The 18,065-nt window shown below is 68.1% G+C and carries 18 protein-coding genes; 10 read left to right on the top strand and 8 right to left on the bottom strand.

Features of this window, described 5'->3' with window-relative positions; genetic code table 11:
• Positions 1–76: 76 nt before the first annotated feature.
• From AC3WOH_RS16040 to AC3WOH_RS16075, 8 genes are all read left to right on the top strand, one after another.
• A complete protein-coding gene (locus AC3WOH_RS16040; protein WP_492230277.1) occupies positions 77–781 on the top strand; it encodes a Crp/Fnr family transcriptional regulator in 705 nt (234 codons plus the stop codon).
• A gap of 95 nt (positions 782–876) precedes the next feature.
• Positions 877–2,310, top strand: coding sequence for an aldehyde dehydrogenase family protein (locus tag AC3WOH_RS16045; protein WP_184862461.1), 1,434 nt, complete (start codon positions 877–879; stop codon positions 2,308–2,310).
• Positions 2,311–2,371: 61 nt separating this feature from the next.
• Positions 2,372–2,959, top strand: a complete 588-nt coding sequence (locus AC3WOH_RS16050) for a DUF2889 domain-containing protein (protein ID WP_492230278.1) — start codon at positions 2,372–2,374, stop codon at positions 2,957–2,959.
• 54 nt (positions 2,960–3,013) lie between these two features.
• Positions 3,014–3,775, top strand: a complete 762-nt coding sequence (locus AC3WOH_RS16055) for an SDR family oxidoreductase (RefSeq protein ID WP_007848062.1) — start codon at positions 3,014–3,016, stop codon at positions 3,773–3,775.
• Between the two features lie 82 nt (positions 3,776–3,857).
• The gene (gene moaA, locus AC3WOH_RS16060; RefSeq protein WP_492230279.1) at positions 3,858–4,994 is read left to right on the top strand and encodes a GTP 3',8-cyclase MoaA; all 1,137 of its coding nucleotides are present in this window, start codon (positions 3,858–3,860) and stop codon (positions 4,992–4,994) included.
• Between the two features lie 69 nt (positions 4,995–5,063).
• Complete coding sequence (gene mobA, locus AC3WOH_RS16065) at positions 5,064–5,705, top strand: molybdenum cofactor guanylyltransferase MobA (RefSeq protein ID WP_492230280.1); 642 nt, start codon at positions 5,064–5,066, stop codon at positions 5,703–5,705.
• The gene (gene moeA, locus AC3WOH_RS16070; RefSeq protein WP_492230281.1) at positions 5,702–6,991 is read left to right on the top strand and encodes a molybdopterin molybdotransferase MoeA; all 1,290 of its coding nucleotides are present in this window, start codon (positions 5,702–5,704) and stop codon (positions 6,989–6,991) included. Before mobA ends, moeA begins: the two co-directional genes overlap by 4 nt.
• Before the next feature lie 220 nt (positions 6,992–7,211).
• Positions 7,212–7,538, top strand: a complete 327-nt coding sequence (locus tag AC3WOH_RS16075; protein WP_492230282.1) for a thioredoxin family protein — start codon at positions 7,212–7,214, stop codon at positions 7,536–7,538.
• A gap of 6 nt (positions 7,539–7,544) precedes the next feature.
• On the opposite strand, the gene ubiG is transcribed toward AC3WOH_RS16075, so the two are convergent.
• Positions 7,545–8,261: a bifunctional 2-polyprenyl-6-hydroxyphenol methylase/3-demethylubiquinol 3-O-methyltransferase UbiG gene (gene ubiG / locus AC3WOH_RS16080; protein WP_492230283.1), complete on the bottom strand. Its 717-nt coding sequence runs from the start codon at positions 8,259–8,261 to the stop codon at positions 7,545–7,547.
• A gap of 45 nt (positions 8,262–8,306) precedes the next feature.
• Positions 8,307–8,687 (bottom strand): thiol-disulfide oxidoreductase DCC family protein, encoded by a 381-nt coding sequence (locus AC3WOH_RS16085; protein ID WP_492230284.1) that lies wholly within the window; start codon positions 8,685–8,687, stop codon positions 8,307–8,309.
• 94 nt (positions 8,688–8,781) lie between these two features.
• On the opposite strand from AC3WOH_RS16085, the gene AC3WOH_RS16090 reads away from it, so the two are divergent.
• On the top strand, positions 8,782–9,126 hold the full coding sequence (locus tag AC3WOH_RS16090; protein WP_492230286.1) for a metalloregulator ArsR/SmtB family transcription factor: 345 nt from the start codon (positions 8,782–8,784) through the stop codon (positions 9,124–9,126).
• A 177-nt stretch (positions 9,127–9,303) separates the two neighbouring features.
• Here AC3WOH_RS16090 and AC3WOH_RS16095 read toward each other — a convergent pair whose 3' ends face one another.
• From AC3WOH_RS16095 to AC3WOH_RS16115, 5 genes are all read right to left on the bottom strand, one after another.
• Positions 9,304–10,074, bottom strand: coding sequence for an SDR family oxidoreductase (locus AC3WOH_RS16095; RefSeq protein ID WP_492230288.1), 771 nt, complete (start codon positions 10,072–10,074; stop codon positions 9,304–9,306).
• 200 nt (positions 10,075–10,274) lie between these two features.
• Positions 10,275–11,381, bottom strand: a complete 1,107-nt coding sequence (locus AC3WOH_RS16100) for an SMP-30/gluconolactonase/LRE family protein (RefSeq protein ID WP_492230289.1) — start codon at positions 11,379–11,381, stop codon at positions 10,275–10,277.
• Between the two features lie 37 nt (positions 11,382–11,418).
• The gene (gene garD, locus AC3WOH_RS16105) at positions 11,419–13,026 is read right to left on the bottom strand and encodes a galactarate dehydratase (RefSeq protein ID WP_492230290.1); all 1,608 of its coding nucleotides are present in this window, start codon (positions 13,024–13,026) and stop codon (positions 11,419–11,421) included.
• Positions 13,027–13,071: 45 nt separating this feature from the next.
• Entirely contained in the window at positions 13,072–14,223 is a 1,152-nt protein-coding gene (locus AC3WOH_RS16110; protein WP_492230292.1) for an L-talarate/galactarate dehydratase, read from the bottom strand.
• Positions 14,224–14,288: 65 nt separating this feature from the next.
• Entirely contained in the window at positions 14,289–15,248 is a 960-nt protein-coding gene (locus AC3WOH_RS16115) for a Bug family tripartite tricarboxylate transporter substrate binding protein (RefSeq protein ID WP_492230293.1), read from the bottom strand.
• Between the two features lie 375 nt (positions 15,249–15,623).
• Here AC3WOH_RS16115 and AC3WOH_RS16120 point away from each other — a divergent pair, with 375 nt between their 5' ends.
• Positions 15,624–16,640 carry a LacI family DNA-binding transcriptional regulator gene (locus tag AC3WOH_RS16120; protein WP_492230295.1) on the top strand — a complete coding sequence of 339 codons (1,017 nt, stop codon included), beginning with the start codon at positions 15,624–15,626 and terminating at the stop codon, positions 16,638–16,640.
• On the opposite strand, the gene AC3WOH_RS16125 is transcribed toward AC3WOH_RS16120, so the two are convergent.
• Positions 16,641–17,807 carry an MFS transporter gene (locus AC3WOH_RS16125; RefSeq protein WP_492230296.1) on the bottom strand — a complete coding sequence of 389 codons (1,167 nt, stop codon included), beginning with the start codon at positions 17,805–17,807 and terminating at the stop codon, positions 16,641–16,643.
• Positions 17,808–18,065: the final 258 nt, after the last annotated feature.

Genomic DNA, 18,065 nt, shown 5'->3' on the forward strand with positions numbered 1-18,065 from the left:
CGATGCCCGGCCACAGTCTGTCGGAAAGCCGACACAACGCCCTGCCCCCTTTCCCCGCCCGTCTCGCCCCGCCTGCATGACCGACCCCGCCGCTCACCTCCCCGTGCTCCAGACCGGCCGCTGGTTCGCCCACCTGCCCCCCGATTTCGCCCAGCCCCTGCTCGCCATGGCCCACCTGCGCCAGCTGGCGGCCGGGGAGGTGCTGTTTCTGCGCGGCGATGCGCCCTGCGGCCTGTATGCCGTCGTGCGCGGCGCGATCAACATTTCGGGCACGGGCGGGCGGGCCGACGAGGCACGGGCCGCCATGCTCACGCGGCTGGAGCCCCCGCACTGGTTCGGCGAGATCTCGGTCTTCGACAATTCGGCGCGCACGCACGATGCCCATGCGGCCGAGGCCAGCACCCTGCTGCAGATACCGCACGAGCCCCTGCAGGCCTGGCTCACGGCCCACCCGCAGCACTGGCATGCGCTGGCCCTGCTGCTCACCGACAAGCTGCGCACGGCGTTCGTGGCCATCGAGGAACTGGCCCTGCTGCCCGCCGGCCAGCGGCTGGCGCGCCGCCTGGTGATGATGGCCGAGGGCTACGGCCAGTGGACGGCCGAAGGCCAGTCGCGCCGGGTGATCGGCATCTCGCAGGAGCAGCTGTCGCTGATGCTGGCGATCTCGCGCCAGACCACCAACCAGATCCTCAAGGACCTGGAGGCCCGGGCCCTGGTGCGCGTGCACCGCGGCGAGGTGGAGATCCTGGACCTGGCGGCGCTGCGCGCCACCTGCTACTGAAACGATAGCAGCCGGTATCTGCGGGTTATCACCCAGCCTCGCCGCCCGCTAAAATACTAAGCACACATTGCATTTCCGGGCACAATCGCAGCATCATGCAACTGAACTACATCGCCAACGCCTCCGTGCCATCTTCGTCGGGCCGCACGCTGCCCGTGATCGACCCGTCCGACGGCCAACCCTTCGACGAGATCCAGCGCAGCAATGCCGACGACATCGACGCGGCGGTGCACGCGGCACGCCAGTGCTACAACGCCGTCTGGCAGCGCCTGGCGCCGGCCGAGCGTGGCCGCCTGCTGCAACGCCTGTCGGCCAAGGTGCTCGAGCATGCCGACGAGCTGACCGCGCTGGAGCAGCGCGACTGCGGCAAACCCACCAAGCAGGCGCGGGCCGACACGCTGGCGCTGGCACGCTACTTCGAGTTCTACGCCGGGGCCTGCGACAAGCTGCACGGCGAAACCCTGCCCTACCTGGACGGCTACAGCGTGCTCACCTGGCGCGAGCCGCACGGCGTGACGGGCCATGTGATCCCCTGGAACTACCCGATGCAGATCTTCGGCCGCAGCGTGGGCGGTGCCCTGGCCGCGGGCAATGTCTGCGTCGTCAAGCCGGCCGAGGACGCCTGCCTGTCGCTGATCCGCGTGGCCCAGCTCGCGGCCGAGGTGGGCTTCCCCGCAGGGGCGATCAACATCGTCACCGGCTACGGCCACGAGGTCGGCGACGCGCTGGCGCGCCACCCGGGCATCGACCACATCAGCTTTACCGGCAGCCCCAAGATCGGCACGCTGATCCAGCAGGTGGCGGCCGAGCGCCACTGCCCCGTGACGCTGGAGCTGGGCGGCAAGAGCCCGCAGATCATCTTCGCCGATGCCGACCTCGATGCCGCCGTGCCCGTGGTGATCAACGCCATCGTGCAGAACGCGGGCCAGACCTGCAGCGCCGGCTCGCGCGTGCTGATCGACTCGCTGATCTACGAATCCCTGCTCGAACGCCTGGGCAAGGCCTTCGAGGCCCTGCGCGTGGGCCCCGCGGCCATGGATCTGGACGTGGGCCCGCTGATCCGCCAGACCCAGCAGCAGCGCGTGTGGGACTTTCTGTCGGACGCACAGGTGGCCGGCATCCCCATGGTGGCCCAGGGCGTGGTGGTGGACGAATCGCCCGAAGGCGGCTTCTACCAGGCCCCCACCCTGCTGCGCGACGTGCCGGTGCAGCACCGCCTGGCGCAGGAAGAGGTGTTTGGCCCCGTGCTCTCGGCCATGGCCTTCCAGGACGAAGACCATGCCGTGGAGCTGGCCAATGCCACCCAGTTCGGCCTGGTGGCCGGCATCTGGACGCGCGATGGCGCGCGCCAGTTCCGCATGGCCAAGCGCGTGCACAGCGGCCAGGTGTTCATCAACAACTACGGCGCCGGTGGCGGCGTGGAGCTGCCCTTCGGCGGCGTGAAGTCCAGCGGCTACGGGCGCGAGAAGGGCTTCGAGGCGCTGTACGGCTTCACCACGCTCAAGACCGTGGCCATCAAGCACGGTTGACGAGCCCGCTGTCCCGCGCTTGCCGCGGGACAGCGCGATTTGCGACGATTCTTTTTTCTCCATGCCCCTGAGCCCCCCCGCCCCCCGCACCGCCCGGCATGTCCGGCGCGTGACCTACCAGGGCTTCGAACGCGACGATGGCCTGTGGGACATCGAAGGCGAGCTGCACGACAGCAAGGCCTACGATGCCCCCGTGCACCGCGGCGAGGGCATGCGCCGTGCGGGCGAGCCCATTCACCACATGCGGCTGCGTGTCACGGTGGACCGCCAGCTCGTGGTGCAGGCCATCGAGGTGGCCATGGACGCCCACCCGCTCAAGGACTGCCCGCTGGCCCAGGCCGCGCTGCAGCAGATGGTGGGCTGCGGCATGACCCGGGGCTGGCGCCAGGCCATCCAGAAGCACCTGGGCGGCGTGGCCAGTTGCACCCACCTGCGCGAGCTGCTGTTCAACCTGGCCACGGCCGCCTTCCAGTCCGTCACGGCCGTGTTCGCACCGCCCGCCAATGGCGACCCGCCGCGCCACCTGGGCCAGTGCACGGGCTGGGACTTCAACGGCAACGGCGTGAAGGAACACTTTCCGCAATTCTATGGCCGCGTGCCTGTCCCGGCCCCCAAGGCCGAGGCGGCAACCCCGCCTGCCGAGCGCTGAGCCTATTCGCCCCCTTTTTTACCGCCCCATTTTCCAAAGACAGGGAGACACTCCATGCGTGCACAGAACAAGTCCGTCATCGTCACCGGCGCCGGCAACGGCATTGGCGAGGGCATCGCCAAGCGCCTCGCGGCCGAGGGCGCCAAAGTCATCGTCAACGACATCAACGAAGCCGGCGGCCAGCGTGTCGTGGCCGAGATCACCGCGGCCGGTGGCACGGCCGCCTTCTTCAAGGCCGATGTGACCAACTCGGCCCAGGTCAAGGCCCTGGTCGATGAAGCCGTGCGCCTGTACGGCCGGCTCGACGTGATGGTCAACAACGCCGGCTGGACACACCGCAACCGCCCCATGCTCGAAGTGAGCGAGGAAGAGTTCGACAAGGTCTATGCCATCAACATGAAGAGCATCTACCTGTCGGCCATCCACGCCGTGCCGGCGCTGCGCAAAGTGGGCGGCGGCAGCATCATCAACATCGCCTCCACCGCGGGCCTGCGCCCGCGCCCGGGCCTGACCTGGTACAACGGCTCCAAGGGCGCGGTGATCATCACCAGCAAGTCCATGGCGGCCGAGCTGGGCCCGGACAACATCCGCGTGAACTGCATCAACCCGGTGTTCAACCCCGACACCGGCCTGGCGGCCGAATTCGCGGGCGGCCCGGTGGACGATGCGCGCCGCGCCAAGTTCCTGGCCACCATCCCTCTGGGCCGCTTCTCCACCGCGCTCGATGTGGCCAACGCCGCGCTCTACCTGGCCAGCGATGAGGCCTCGTTCATCAACGGTGTGTGCATCGAAGTAGACGGCGGCCGCTGCGTCTAGTCCGGCAACAGCCCCCTACGGATTTCGGGGGCAAGCTGCAGTGCAGCATGCCACCAGCCGCAACTGCGGCAAAATCGGCCCTATGGCCGAACGTGTGATCCCCCTGGTGGACCAGCGCATCGCCGCCCTGAAGGCGGTGGTGCCGCTGCATGCCCAGGCGCCCACGGGCCACCTGGTGGACACGCGCGGGCGCCCGCTGCGCGACCTGCGCATCAGCGTGACGGACCGCTGCAACTTCCGCTGCAGCTATTGCATGCCCAAGGAAGTCTTCGACAAGGACTACCCCTACCTGCCCCACAGTGCGCTGCTGAGCTTCGAGGAGATCACGCGCCTGGCGCGGCTGTTCCTGGCGCATGGGGTGCGCAAGATCCGCCTCACGGGGGGCGAGCCCCTGCTGCGCAAGAACCTCGAAGCGCTGGTGGCACAGCTCGCGGCGCTGCGCACGGTAGACGGCACGCCCCCCGACCTCACGCTCACCACCAACGGGTCGCTGCTGGTGCGCAAGGCCCGCGCGCTCAAGGAGGCCGGGCTGAACCGCGTGACCGTGAGCCTCGATGGCCTGGACGACACCGTGTTCCGGCGCATGAACGACGTGGACTTTCCGGTGGCCGACGTGCTTGCGGGCATCGAAGCCGCGCATGCGGCCGGCCTGTCGCAGATCAAGGTCAATATGGTGGTCAAGCGCGGCACCAATGACCACGAGATCCTGCCCATGGCACGGCACTTCCGCGGCACGGGCACCACGCTGCGCTTCATCGAGTACATGGACGTGGGCGCCACCAATGGCTGGCGCATGGACGAGGTGCTGCCCTCGGCCGAGCTGATCGCGCGCCTGCGCGCCCACCTGCCCCTGGTGCCACTCGACCCGGCCAGCCCCGGCGAGACCGCCGAGCGCTGGGGCTATGCCGACGCCAGCGGCCGGCACGACCCGGCGCTGGGCGAGATCGGCGTGATCAGCAGCGTAACCCAGGCCTTCTGCCACGACTGCAACCGCGCACGCCTGTCCACCGAGGGCCAGCTCTACCTGTGCCTGTTCGCCACCCAGGGCCATGACCTGCGCAGCCTGCTGCGCGGCGGCGCGAGCGACGAGGCCATTGCCTCGGCCATCGCCCCCATCTGGCAACAGCGCGGCGACCGCTACTCCGAGCTGCGCAGCAGCCTGCCCGCCGACGCCGCACCCGGGCCGCGCCGGGTGGAGATGAGCTACATCGGCGGATGATGCGGCGCCGGCCTCTTTTTCACTTGTTTGCATGCGCGGGGCCGAGGCTGCCCGCGCCCATCCCCCACCATGATTGACATCCAGGACATCACCGGCCTTGTGCTGGCTGGCGGCCGCGGCTCCCGCATGGGCGGGGTCGACAAGGGCCTGCAGGGCTTTCGCGGCATGCCGCTGGCGCTGCACACACTGATGCGGCTGCAGCTGCAGACCGGGGCCACCATGGTCAACGCCAACCGCAACCTGGCGGCCTACGAGTCGTTTGGCGCCCCGGTCTGGCCCGATGGGCTGGCCGACTACGCCGGCCCGCTGGCCGGCTTCATGACCGGGCTGGAGCGCTGCGAGACGCCGTGGATGCTGACCGTGCCCTGCGACACGCCCCTGTTTCCGCTGGACCTGGCGGCACGCCTGGCCACTGCGGCCGAGCAGGCGGGTGCCAGCATCGCCATGGCGGCGGCCCCCGAGGCCGATGGCAGCGGCCACGTGGCCGTGCGCCCCCAGCCCGTGTTCTGCCTGCTGCGCGTGGAGCTGCTGGAGAGCCTCTCGGCCTTCACCCAGGCCGGTGGCCGCAAGATCGATGCATGGACCGGCCAGCATGCCTGCGCCATCGTGCCGTTCAACGCGCCGGGCGACGACCCGCAGGCCTTCTTCAATGCCAACACCCTGGCCGAGCTGCATGCACTGGAGGCCGGCACACCATCCAACCGCCCATGAAGACCCTTGCCCAGATTGCCGCCGAACTGCAGGGCTACGACCCCAAGGCCCTGAGCGTGGGCGACGCCAACGCCTTTCTCGCGCGCCTGGTGCAGCCGGTGCAGGGCACCGAAACCCTGCCCCTGTTCAACGCTCTGGGGCGCGTGCTGGCCAGCGATGTGGTCTCGCCCATGAGCGTGCCGCCGCACGACAACTCGGCCATGGACGGCTATGCCCTGGCCGGTGCCCAGCTCGTGCCGGGCCAGCCGCTCACGCTGCGCCCCGTGGGCACGGCCCTGGCCGGCAAGGCCTGGGCAGGCACGGTGGCCACGGGCGAATGCGTGAAGATCATGACCGGCGCCATCATGCCGGCCGGCCTGGACACCGTGGTGCCGCAGGAATTCACCACCACCGGGGCGGACGGCCACATCACCATCGCCGCCGACGTGCTGCGCCCGGGCGACAACCGCCGCTTCAAGGGCGAGGACATCCGGGAAGGCAGCGTGGCGCTGGCCCAGGGCGAGCCGCTCACGCCGGCCGCGCTGGGCCTGCTGGCCAGCCTGGGCCTGCCCACGGTGGCGGTGTACCGCCGCCTGCGCGTGGCCTACTTTTCCACCGGCGACGAAATCCTGAGCCTGGGCGAGGGCCCGCGCGAAGGCGCGGTGTACGACAGCAACCGCTACACCGTGTTCGGCCTGCTCACGCGGCTGGGCGTGGAGGTGATCGACCTCGGCGTGGTGCGCGACGAACCCGCCCTGCTGGAAGCCACCTTTCGCCAGGCGGCGCAGCAGGCCGATGCCATCATCACCAGCGGTGGCGTGAGCGTGGGCGAGGCCGACCACACGCGCACCATGATGAAGCAGCTGGGCGATGTGGCCTTCTGGCGCATCGCCATGCGCCCTGGCCGCCCCATGGCCGTGGGGCGCCTGGCCAGCGACGCGCCGGGCGGCCGCAATGCCGTGCTCTTCGGCCTGCCCGGCAACCCCGTGGCCGTGATGGTCACCTTCCTGGCCTTTGTACGCCCCGCCCTGCTGCGCATGATGGGCAGCAGCCACAGCCCCGTACCCCTGATGCGCGCCACCTGCACCGAGGCCCTGCGCAAGAAGCCCGGCCGCACCGAGTACCAGCGCGGCACCGTGAGCACGGCGCCCGACGGCAGCCTGCAGGTCTGCACCACCGGCAACCAGGGCTCGGGCGTGCTCAGCTCCATGGTGCAGGCCAACGGCCTCATCGTGCTGCACCATGGCCAGGGCGATGTGGCGGTCGGCGAGGCGGTGGATGTCATGGTGTTTGACGGGGTGATGTAGCGCCCCCCTGAGTCGCTTCGCGCCTTCCCCCGGAGGGGGAAGCCCCCAGCGCGGCGGGGCGGCCCTTGCGCGGGGGCACTGGCTTCGGCCGCGCCAGTTTCAAAGGCACTGCGGGAATCACGTGTCATCAATAACTGACATGACCATGCGGTGATCGCCTCTCGCTTACCCTTGCCACGGTGGCCTACGCTAGGCCAAGCCCCATCCGGACAAGACCCCTATGCCTTACGCAGCCCAACACCTTGTACAACCCCCGTCGCGCGATGAAGTGGACCAGTTGGCCGGCACCACCGTCGTCGAGTTCGGCACGCCCTGGTGCGGCCACTGCCAGCGTGCCCAGCCGCTGATCGAAGGGGCGCTGAAGGACCGGGCCGATGTCGCCCACATCAAGGTCGAGGATGGCCCGGGCCAGCGCCTGGGCCGCACCTTCGGCGTGAAGCTCTGGCCCACCTTGGTCTTCCTCAAGGATGGCAAGGAAGTGGAGCGCCTGGTGCGCCCGCAGCAGGCGGCCGATGTGCAGCAGGCCCTGCAGGCCGTTGCCGGCTGACTTTCTTCAGCCCCCTTCTTTCTTGTTCTTCTTCATGGCCAGCAGGTAGCCCACGCGCAGCGCGCGGTGCAGGCGGAACCTGCGGGTGAACGGGTTGTAGCCCAGGCCACGCCCATCCTGGAGGGCCAGGCCGGCCGCATTGGCATGGGCCGTGAGTTCGTGCGGGCGGATGAACTTGCGCCAATCGTGCGTGCCCACGGGCAGCAGACGCAGCACGCGCTCGGCCCCGAACACCGCGATCAGCCACGCAAAGGGCGTGCGGTTGATGGTCGAGAAGAACACCCAGCCACCGGGCTTGACCAGCCGCGCACAGGCCTCGATCACCTGGCGCGGATCGGGCACATGCTCCAGCATCTCCATGCAGGTCACCACGTCGTAGCTTCCCGGCTGTTCGGCCGCCAACTCCTCAGCCGACACCGCGCGGTAGGCCACGCGCACGCTGGTCTGGTGCGCATGCAGCCTGGCCACCTTGAGCGGCTTGTCCGCCAGGTCGATGCCCAGCACATCGGCCCCGCGCCGGGCCATGGACTCGGCCAGGATGCCACCGCCGCAACCCACATCGAGCACACGCTTGCCGGGGAGCGACACCGCCTCGTCGATCCACTGCAGGCGCAGCGGGTTGATCTCGTGCAGCGGGCGGAACTCGGAATGCGGATCCCACCAGCGCTCGGCCAGCTGCTGGAATTTGGCGAGCTCGGCGGCGTCGAAATTGCGGCGGACCATGGTGCTGCTCCTTGGAAAAATGGGAAAGATCGATCGGCTTACCGCTTACCAATGGCCTTGGGCCCGGTTCCAGCGGTAGAGCCGGCGTGCAAAGGCGTTGTAGGCAAGGTCGGTGATGCGGCGCACACCCCGCCAGCGCAGCGGTGCGGCCAGCCAGCCCCAGCACGGCACGCGCCGCAGGGCCGCGGCCACGGCGTCGGCGCCCACCTGCATGCGCCCATCGCCATCGGCTACATGCAGGCGCTCGCGCACCGCTTCGAGCTCCAGGCCCAGAGCGCCGAGCACCTCGGGGTGCTGGTGCACGTCCACCCACTGCACCTCTTTGTCGGCGGCCAGCCGCTCGCGCAAGGCGCAGATGCCGGCATCGCATACCGGGCAAGCACTGTTGTAGTAGACGGTGGCGGGGGAACGGGGGGTGGGGGCCATGGTCTTCTCCTTTGCCATCATCATACTTTTATTTAGCTAAATACCTAAATATTTAATTAAATAATTTCACCACCCGACTGGCTAGAATGTGCGGATGGAAAAGATCTTCGAAGCGCTTGCGTCCACCCCTCGGCGCAAGATCCTGGCCTACCTGTCCGAGACCGAGCTGTCCGCGGGCGAAATCGCCGCGCGCTTCGAGATGAGCAAGCCCTCGCTCTCGCAGCACCTCAAGGTGCTGGAGAACGCGGGCCTCGTCACCTCGGAAAAGCGCGGCCAGTTCGTCTACTACAGCCTGCTGCGCGACAACCTGGCCCATACGCTCACGGGCTTCATGCAGAGCGTGTGCCCTGTGTCCACGGGGCTAAAGAAGGAAAGCCGCGCCCTGGCCCAGAGCAAGGCCAAGGCGGCAGGCGCCAATAACACGCCAACGTCAGGCTAAAGGGACTTACGTTCCAAACAGCCATACAGGCTTGCTTCGCAACCGCACCTCGATGAAGCACGGGCTAGACCAGGCAGCCGTGCAAGGGCCGCCCCGCCGCACGGGCTGCGTCCCCCTTCCCGAATTGCGCAGCAATTCGAGAGAAGGGGGAAGGCGCGAAGCGCCTCAGGGGGATGCTCACCCTCTCCCGGCAAATGGCATGTTGGATGCCATGACGGTCATGTTGAGCACGTTGGCAGACAACGGCAGGCCGGCCATGTAGCTCACCGCCTCGGCCACGTGTTTGACGTCCATCAGCGGCTCGGTGGACATGGTGCCGTTGGCCTGGCGCACGCCTTCACCCTTGCCCATGCGGGCGGCCAGGTCGGTGAGCGCGTTGCCGATGTCGATCTGGCAGCCCACGATATTGAACGGGCGGCCATCGAGCGCCAGGCACTTGGTCAGGCCCAGCACGGCGTGCTTGCTGGCCGTGTAGGGGCTGCTGTAGGGCCGAGGCGTGTGGGCCGAGATGGAGCCGTTGTTGATGATGCGCCCGCCCTGCGGCGACTGGCGGCGCATGAGGCCGAAGGCCGCGCGCGCGCACAGGAACACACCGGTGATGTTGGTGTTCACCACGTCGAGCCACTTCTCTACGGGCAGCTCGTCCATGGGCACGGCGGGTGCGCCGATGCCGGCGTTGTTGAACAGCACGTCCAGGCGGCCGCACTCCTTCTCGACGGTCTGGAACAGCGCGTCGACGCTCTCGGGCTTGCGCACGTCGGACACGGCGGCCAGGGCCTTGCCGCCCTCTGCCTGTACTTCTGCCACCAGGGAATCGAGCAGTTCGCTGCGCCGGCCGGTGGCCACGACGAAGAAACCATCCTTGGCGAGCTGCCGGGCCACGGCACGGCCGATGCCGCTGCCGGCGCCGGTGACGAGAGCGACTTTCTGTGCGGGAAGAGAGGACACGCAATGACTCCTAGGTAGGTAAAACCGATAGTGTGGACCTAGAAGGTGTGAATGGACCCGGCGTGCCAGAGCAGGTCGTCAAAACGCGTGTGGTCTAGGCGCAAAGCACAGCCATAGCCCGTGCTATGGCGAGCATTTGCAACGACAATCACACGTGTTTTGGCGGCATGAGCGGGCATGTCGGGTTCGTTCGCACCTTCTTAGACTGCTCCGTGCGACTCGACGTACAGCGCGTACAACGAATGGCTGCTGGCCATGTAGAGCCGGTTGCGCTTGGGCCCGCCGAAGGCCAGGTTGGCGCAGCGCTCGGGCAGGCGGATGAAGCCGATGGGCTTGCCCTCGGGGTTGAAGACCTTCACGCCATCCATCTCATCGGAGCGACCCGTGGGCAGGTGGGCCTTCATGCCGCCGCCGATGTCAGTGGGCTCGGCCGCCACGGCGCCGGTGTAGCCCCAGCCGCACCACAGGTTGCCGTCACGGTCGACCTTGAAGCCGTCGAAGGCGCCGGGGCCGGCGGCATCGATGAGCTTGGTCTTGTTGGACACCGTGGCGCCGTCGGCCGACACATCGTAGGCCCAGATGCTGCGATTGGGCGTGCCCTTCCACTCCACCACGTAGAGCTTTTTCTCGTCGGGCGAGAAGGCGATGCCGTTGGGGTTGACCAGGTCGGTGATCACCGCAGTGAGCTTGCCGTCGGGCGCGATGCGGTAGACGTTGGTCGTGGCCTGCTCGGGCGTGGCGCGCGAGCCCTCCCATTCGCCGTTGATGCCGAAGATGGGGTCGGTGAACCAGACGCTGTCGTCCGACTTGACGACGATGTCATTGGGCGCGTTCAGGCGCTTGCCCTCGAAGCGGTCGGCCAGCACGGTGATGCGCCCATCCTTCTCGGTGCGGGTCACGCGGCGCGTGACCGAATGCTCGCAGGTGATGAGCCGGCCCTGGCGGTCGCAGACATTGCCGTTGGCATAGTTGACGTTGGTCTTGTGCACCGAGAACTTGCCGGTCTTCTCGTCGTACTTCATCAGCCGGTTGTTCGGGATGTCGCTGAGCAGCAGGTAGCCGCCTTCGGGGAAGTAGGCCGGCCCCTCGGCCCAGCGCATGCCCGTGCCCAACTGCTCCACCGTGCTGCTGTAGATGCGGTACTTGGTGAAGCTCGGGTCCAGGATGAACACCGACGGGTCGGGGTAGCGCTGGTTGGGCTTGAAGTCGAAGGCCTGTGCGCCGGCCAGGCCGCTGAGCGCGGCCACACCGGTGCCGGCCGCCGTTTTGAGGAACTGGCGGCGGGCCTGGTTCTGGGTTGTCGTCATCTCTCTTGTCTCCTGTTGTGGTTATGAATGAAAGAAATCAGGTCACTGGTGCGGGATTGAAGAGCACAAGGGCGTTGTGCAGCTTCCACTGCTCGGCCCAGGTCTTCTTGCGGCCGCTGGCCACGTCGAGCATGAGCTCAAACATCTCCCAGCCCACGTCGGCAATGGTCTTCTCGCCCGTGGTGATGGTGCCGGCATTGATGTCCATCAGGTCGTGCCAGCGGCGCGCCAGGTCGTCGCGCGTGGCCACCTTGATGACGGGCACTTCGGCCAGGCCGTAGGGCGTGCCGCGGCCGGTGGTGAAGACATGCAGGTTCATGCCCGCGGCCAGTTGCAGCGTGCCGCAGATGAAGTCGCTGGCAGGCGTGGCGGCGTAGATCAGTCCCTTTTGCTTGAGCTTTTCGCCCGGAGCGATGACGCCCGAAATCGGCGAGCTGCCCGACTTGACGATGGAGCCCATGGCCTTTTCCACGATGTTGGACAGACCGCCCTTCTTGTTGCCGGGCGTGGTGTTGGCGCTGCGGTCCACGCGGCCGCGCTGCAGGTAGGCGTCGTACCAGGCCATCTCGCGGATCATGGCGTCGGCCACCTCGGGCGACGATGCGCGCGAGGTGAGCTGGTCGATGCCATCGCGCACCTCGGTCGTTTCGGAGAACATCACGGTGGCGCCGGCGCGCACCAGCAGGTCGGTGCAGTAGCCCACGGCAGGGTTGGCCGTGACGCCCGAGAAGGCGTCGCTGCCGCCGCACTGCACACCCACCACCAGTTCGCTGGCGGGCACGGTCTCGCGCCGGCGCGCGTTCAGGCGCTCCAGGTGCAGCTCGGCCTGGCGCAGGATGGAGTCGACCATGGACATGAAGCCCACGTGCGCATCGTCCTGCAGGCAGACCACGTCGAGCGGGGTCTCGGCGCTGGCGCCGGTGTCGGCCACGTTGCGTTCATCCACCAGCGGAATGCTGCCGGGCGGCAGCAGGCGCTCGGGCTGCAGCTTCTCGCAGCCCAGGCTCACCACCATCACCTCGCCGCCGAAGTTAGGGTTGAGAGAGATGTTGCGCAGCGTGCGGATGGGGATCACCGCATCGGGCGCATCAATGGCCACGCCACAGCCGTAGGTGTGCTCGAGCGCCACCACGTCGTCCACGTGGGGAAAGCGCGGCAGCAGCTCGGACTTGATGCGCTGCACCGCGAACTCGGTCACCCCCGCCACGCACTGCACGGTCTGCGTGATGGCCAGGATGTTGCGCGTGCCCACCGAGCCGTCGGCATTGCGGTAGCCCTCGAAGGTGTAGCCCTCCAACGGCGGCTGCGGCTCGGGCTTGACCGTGGCGATGGGCAGGCCTTCGAGTTCGCGCGCCTCGGGCATGCGCAGCAGGCGCTCGTGCACCCAGCTGCCCGCGGGAATGGGCTTCAAGGCATAGCCAATGGGCACGTTGTAGCGGCGCACCTCGCCGCCTTCGGGAATGTCCACCAGCGCCACCTTGTGCGCCTGGGGCACCTTGTCCACCAGGGTCAGGCCCGAGGGGAACACCGTGCCCGCGGGCAAGCCCCCGTCGTTGGCGACGATGGCGACGTTGTCGCGCTCGTCCATCTTGATGTGCAGGGGCGGCCGCGCCGGGGTCGTGGTGGATGCGGTGCTATCGGTCATGGGGGTTGTTCTCTGTGCTGTTTTTCTCAATCCAACGCCGGCGCATCAGGGCCGCGTTCCGACCTCGGCCACTTCGCGCGTCCAGGCACGCGCCTGCTCGCTCAGGCTCAGGCCCAGGCCGGGGCGCGTGGGCACGAGCATGCGGCCGTTCTTGATTTCCAGGCGCTCGTTGAACAGCGGCTCCAGCCAGTCGAAATGCTCCACCCAGGGCTCGGTGGCGTACACGGCGGCCAGGTGCACGTGCAGCTCCATCGCGAAGTGCGGGCCCAGGCTCAGGCCGGCATGCTCGGCCTGCCCGGCGATCTTGAGGAAGGGCGTGATGCCGCCCACGCGCGGCGCGTCGGGCATCAGGTAGTCGGCCGCGCGGTGGCGGATCAGCTCGCCATGCTCGGCGGCGCTGGTCAGCATCTCGCCGGTGGCAATGGGGGTGTCGAAGGTCGCGGCCAGCGCGGCGTGGCCCTCGAAGTCGTAGGCGTCGAGCGGCTCCTCGATCCACACCAGGTTGAATTCTTCGAAGATGCGGCACATGCGCTGGGCCGTGGGGCGGTCCCACTGCTGGTTGGCGTCCACCATCAGCGGCACCTGCTCGCCCAGATGCTTGCGCACGGTTTCCACGCGCTTTATGTCCAGCGCCCGGTCGGGCTGGCCCACCTTGAGCTTGATGCCGCCGATGCCGCGCTCGATGGAGGCGCCCGCGTTCACCACCAGTTGCTCGATGGGCGTGTGCAGGAATCCGCCCGAAGTGTTGTAACACTGCACCGAGTCGCGCTGCGAGCCCAGCAACTTGGACAGCGAGAGCCCCGCACGGCGGGCCTTGAGGTCGTACAGAGCCACGTCGAAGGCGCCGATGGCCTGGGTGGACATGCCGCTGCGGCCCACCGAGGCGCCGGCCCAGCACAGCTTGGTCCACAGGCGCGAGATGTCGCTCGGGTCTTCGCCGATCAGCGCGGGCGCGATCTCCTTGGCATGGGCGAACTGCCCCGGCCCGCCCGCGCGCTTCGAATAGCTCAGCCCCAGGCCCTTGTGACCATCCGTGGTTTCGATCTCGGCGAACAGCATCGCGATCTCGGTCATCGGCTTTTGGCGGCCGGTGAGCACCTTGGCATCGCTGATCGGGTTGGCCAGCGGCAGGTAGCACGAGGAGATGCGGACCCAGGCGATGGAATCGCCGGCGGCGGAAGGGGTGGAGGCAGTCATGGGAGGGGCAAAGGAAGAACAGGAAAACAGAGGCCCCAAGGCTGCGCCTTGGGGCCGACGACACATCAGTCAATCGAAATCTTGCCGGTCTCGATCACCGTCTTCCAGCGTGCGTATTCCTTCTTCTGGAATTCCGCGAACTGGGCCGGCGTGTTGACCACCATCTCGAAACCGATGCCGACGAACTGGTCCTTGACCTTGGGGTCGTTGAGCGCTTCGGCAAAGGCGGCGTGGGCCTTTTCACGCACGGCAGGCGGCAGGCCCTTGGGGGCGACGATGGCCTGCCAGGAGGTGACTTCCACGTTCTTCACGCCGGCTTCGGTCAGGGTGGGTACATCGGGCAGCACGTGCGAACGTGCGGCGCTGGTAACGGCCAGGGCGCGCATCTTGCCGCCCTTGATGTACTGCACCACCGAGTTGACGTTCTGGAACGAGGCATCGACCTGCCCGCCCATGATGTCGGTGTGCGCGGGCGCACCGCCCTTGTAGGGCACATGGATGGCGGTGGTGCCGGTCTGCTGCCAGAACAACTCGGCCGTCAGGTGGTCGCTGGAGCCGTTGCCGGCCGAGGCAAAGGTCATCTTGCCGGGGTGGGCCTTGAGGTGGGCGATCACGTCGGCCACCGACTTGAGCGGCGAGTTGGTGGGCACGACCAGCACATTGGGCGACTGCACGGCCACGGTGATCAGGTCGAAGTCCTTGAGCGCGTCGTACTGCATGCCCTTGAGCAAGTGCGGCGTGATGACCAGCGGGCCCAGCGAGGTGACCAGGAAGGTGGCGCCATCGGCCGGCGCACGCTTGACGAAGGTGGCGCCGATGGTGCCCGTGGCCCCGGCCTTGTTCTCCACGAGGAAGGACTGCTTGAGCTTGTTGGTGAGCAGCGGGCCCACGGCGCGGGCCACCTGGTCGGTGGAGCCGCCCGGCGGGAACGGCACCACCAGAGTGACGGCCTTGTCGGGCCAGGCCTGGGCATGCGATGCGAGTGCGGCCAGGCCGAAGCACAGGGCGGTGAGTGTCTTTTTCATGCGTTGTCTCCTTGTTGGTAAACGGTCTTGCGGCCATCACCCATGGGCGGGCAGCTCGTCCGGAAGGGAAAGCCGTGCTTTCCTGCAAAATGGTAACGTTGTCATTTTTGGCAAATGAGGCCACTCCATTGAGTGGCCCCATCCTTCTGAAGGCCAGAGCCTTCGTTAAAGTGCCTTTGCTACCGTTCGGCGCAAATGATATCGTTGTCATTTTGTGCAGTCAACCCGAAAAATACGCGGAATCTGCAGACCCGCCACGGGGAACCCCGCCCAGGCTGCCAACACCGGAAGGCACCTGGAAGTTTGGTAGGGTACGGGCTTCGCTTCTTCTCCATCTTTTGCGCCAGCCCTGCCCTGGCTTTGCCGTACCCGTCCATGAGCACCCCCTCCCCTCACCACAAACCCGTCACCCTGCACGATGTGGCCAAGGTCGCGGGCGTGTCGCTCATCACCGCATCGCGCGCGCTGAGCAACCCCGGCGTGGTGTCGGACAAGACGATTGCCAAGGTGCGCGAGGCGGTGGACGCCACGGGCTACATCCCCAACCTGCTGGCCGGGGGCCTCAAGTCCAAGCGCAGCCGCATGGTGGCAGCCATCGTGCCGGCGCTGTCGGTGTCGCAGTTCCTGCCTACCGTGCAGACGCTCACCTCGGCCTTGGCCGCCGGGGGCTACCAGGTCATCGTGGGGCAGACCAACTACGACGCCGAGCGCGAGGAGGCCGTGCTCAACACCATGATCAGCCGCCAGCCCGACGGCATCGTGATGACCGGCCTGGTGCAGTCGCAGAAGGCGCGCGAGCGGCTGGTGCGATCGGGCATTCCCGTGGTCGAGACCTGGGACCTGAGCGACCGGCCCGTGGACATGGTGATCGGCTTCTCGCACCTCAAGGTGGGCGGTGCGGTGGGCGGCTATTTCCTCTCGCGCGGCTGGAAGAAGGTGGGCGTGGCCACCGGCAGCGACCACCGCGCCATGCTGCGGCGCGAAGGCTTTCTGGCCACCCTGGGCCGCAGCGATGTGCCCACCGCCGTGGTGCCCGCGCCCAGCAGCCTGGCCCTGGGCCGCCGCGCCCTGGCCGAACTGCTGGACCAGGAACCGGGTCTGGAGGCCGTGTGCTGCAGTTCCGACACCCTGGCCCACGGCGTGCTGGTGGAGGCCCAGGCGCGCGGCCTGCGCGTGCCCGAGGACCTGGCCGTGGTGGGCTTCGGCAACGCCGAATTCGGCGCGCACATGCTGCCCTCCATCACCACGGTGCATGTGGACGGGCCCGAGATCGGCCGCCTGGCGGCCCAGCTCATCCTGGCGCGCTGCAATGGCGAGACGGTGGAGCAGCCCATCGTGGACCTGGGGTTCCGCATGATCGAGCGGCGCTCCACGTCGGTGGACGCAGCGTAGTCACTGCGCACTGCGCCCCAAGCGCACGGTAGCCAGCAAGGCCAGCGCCACACAGGTGGCAACCGCCCCCACGAGGAATGCCGAGCCGATTCCAAACCACTGCGTGGCCACCCCCACCACCGGCCCGGTCACGCCCAGCGCAATGTCGGCAAACGCGATGAAGTTGCCCACCGCGCGGCCGCGCTGCTCGGGCGGCACCGAGCGCGTGGCGAGCACGCCCATGGCCGGGAACACGAGCGAGAAACCCAGCCCCGTGAACGTGGCCCCCAGCACGGCCATGGCGGGGCTTGCGGCCTGCCAGACCAGCAACTGGCCCACGGCCTCGAAAGCCAGCGAGCCCACGGCCACGGCCGTGGCGCCAAAGCGGTCCGGCAGGCCCGAACCCACCAGGCGCACCAGGATGTAGGCCGCACTGAAGCCCAGCAGCGCGGTGCCCGCATGCGGCCAACCATGGGCCGCGTAGGCCAGCGTGAGGAAGGCCGCCATGGCCGCATAAGGCACAGTGGCCAGTGCCAGCACCAGGCCCGGCCGCCAGATCAGGCCCAGCATGCGGTGGAAAGGCACGCGCTGCTGCCCGGCAGAGCCCGGTACCGCTGGTAGCCGCAGCGCAATGGCCCAGGCCACGAGCGGCGTGCACAGTGCCACAACGCCCACGCCGGCAAAGCCGAAGGACGGCTGCACCGCGAGCCCCAGCGGCGCGCCCAGGCCCAGTGCGGCATAGATGGCAATGCCCACCCAGGACATCACCGATCCGGTGCGCGCCGGTCCCACGCGGGCGATGCCCCAGCTCATGAGGCCGGTGAGGAACAGGCTTTCACCCAGGCCCGCCACCAGCCGGCCGAGCAGGACCAGCGCCAGGCTGGCCACCGGCGCCAGGGGCAGCAGGCCGGCCAGCACATAGGCCAGGCCCGCGCAGGCCGTGAGAGGCAGGCCCAGCAGCACGGCAAAGCGCGGCCCGCGCTGGTCGCACAAGGTGCCGGCCTGGTGGCGCGTGAGCAGGGTGGCCAGCGACTGCAGGCCAATGGCCCAGCCGACGGTGGCCGCGCCGAAACCCAGCTGGTGGCCCACTTGCAGCGCCAGGGCGCCGAGCGGAGCGCTGATGGACAGAAATCCGAGAAAGACCGCCAGCACCACGGGGGCCAGCCCCGCGAAAAGCGAAGAGGACACGGGCGCCGCACCGAGCAGGCGCACGGGTGGAACAGCAGAAGACGGGGAGGAAGGGGAAGAAGAAACAGGTATGCGTGACGTCATGAAAGCGCGCCTTTAGAACGCCGAGACACGCCCTTACTGGGCTCCTCTCGACAAAGGACGCGTTGGATGACGGTAACGCTTACGACAGGCCGGCAAGCGGCTGCGGGGCGGATTATGGCGTGGTGTTTCGCTGCCCGTCAACCGTACCGGGAATTATTTTTTTCGGTGCGGCTG

The sequence above is a fragment of the Acidovorax sp. FW305-C-20-28 genome, from assembly GCF_058783375.1.

Coding starts and splice junctions, on each gene's coding strand:
- AC3WOH_RS16100 (WP_492230289.1), bottom strand. CDS start 11,381: ATGACGACAACCCAGAACCAGGCCCGCCGCCAGTTCCTCAAAACGGCG.
- garD (WP_492230290.1), bottom strand. CDS start 13,026: ATGACCGATAGCACCGCATCCACCACGACCCCGGCGCGGCCGCCCCTG.
- AC3WOH_RS16120 (WP_492230295.1), top strand. CDS start 15,624: ATGAGCACCCCCTCCCCTCACCACAAACCCGTCACCCTGCACGATGTG.
- moaA (WP_492230279.1), top strand. CDS start 3,858: ATGGCCGAACGTGTGATCCCCCTGGTGGACCAGCGCATCGCCGCCCTG.
- AC3WOH_RS16050 (WP_492230278.1), top strand. CDS start 2,372: ATGCCCCTGAGCCCCCCCGCCCCCCGCACCGCCCGGCATGTCCGGCGC.
- AC3WOH_RS16115 (WP_492230293.1), bottom strand. CDS start 15,248: ATGAAAAAGACACTCACCGCCCTGTGCTTCGGCCTGGCCGCACTCGCA.
- AC3WOH_RS16090 (WP_492230286.1), top strand. CDS start 8,782: ATGGAAAAGATCTTCGAAGCGCTTGCGTCCACCCCTCGGCGCAAGATC.
- AC3WOH_RS16110 (WP_492230292.1), bottom strand. CDS start 14,223: ATGACTGCCTCCACCCCTTCCGCCGCCGGCGATTCCATCGCCTGGGTC.
- AC3WOH_RS16055 (WP_007848062.1), top strand. CDS start 3,014: ATGCGTGCACAGAACAAGTCCGTCATCGTCACCGGCGCCGGCAACGGC.
- moeA (WP_492230281.1), top strand. CDS start 5,702: ATGAAGACCCTTGCCCAGATTGCCGCCGAACTGCAGGGCTACGACCCC.
- AC3WOH_RS16075 (WP_492230282.1), top strand. CDS start 7,212: ATGCCTTACGCAGCCCAACACCTTGTACAACCCCCGTCGCGCGATGAA.
- mobA (WP_492230280.1), top strand. CDS start 5,064: ATGATTGACATCCAGGACATCACCGGCCTTGTGCTGGCTGGCGGCCGC.
- ubiG (WP_492230283.1), bottom strand. CDS start 8,261: ATGGTCCGCCGCAATTTCGACGCCGCCGAGCTCGCCAAATTCCAGCAG.
- AC3WOH_RS16040 (WP_492230277.1), top strand. CDS start 77: ATGACCGACCCCGCCGCTCACCTCCCCGTGCTCCAGACCGGCCGCTGG.
- AC3WOH_RS16045 (WP_184862461.1), top strand. CDS start 877: ATGCAACTGAACTACATCGCCAACGCCTCCGTGCCATCTTCGTCGGGC.
- AC3WOH_RS16085 (WP_492230284.1), bottom strand. CDS start 8,687: ATGGCCCCCACCCCCCGTTCCCCCGCCACCGTCTACTACAACAGTGCT.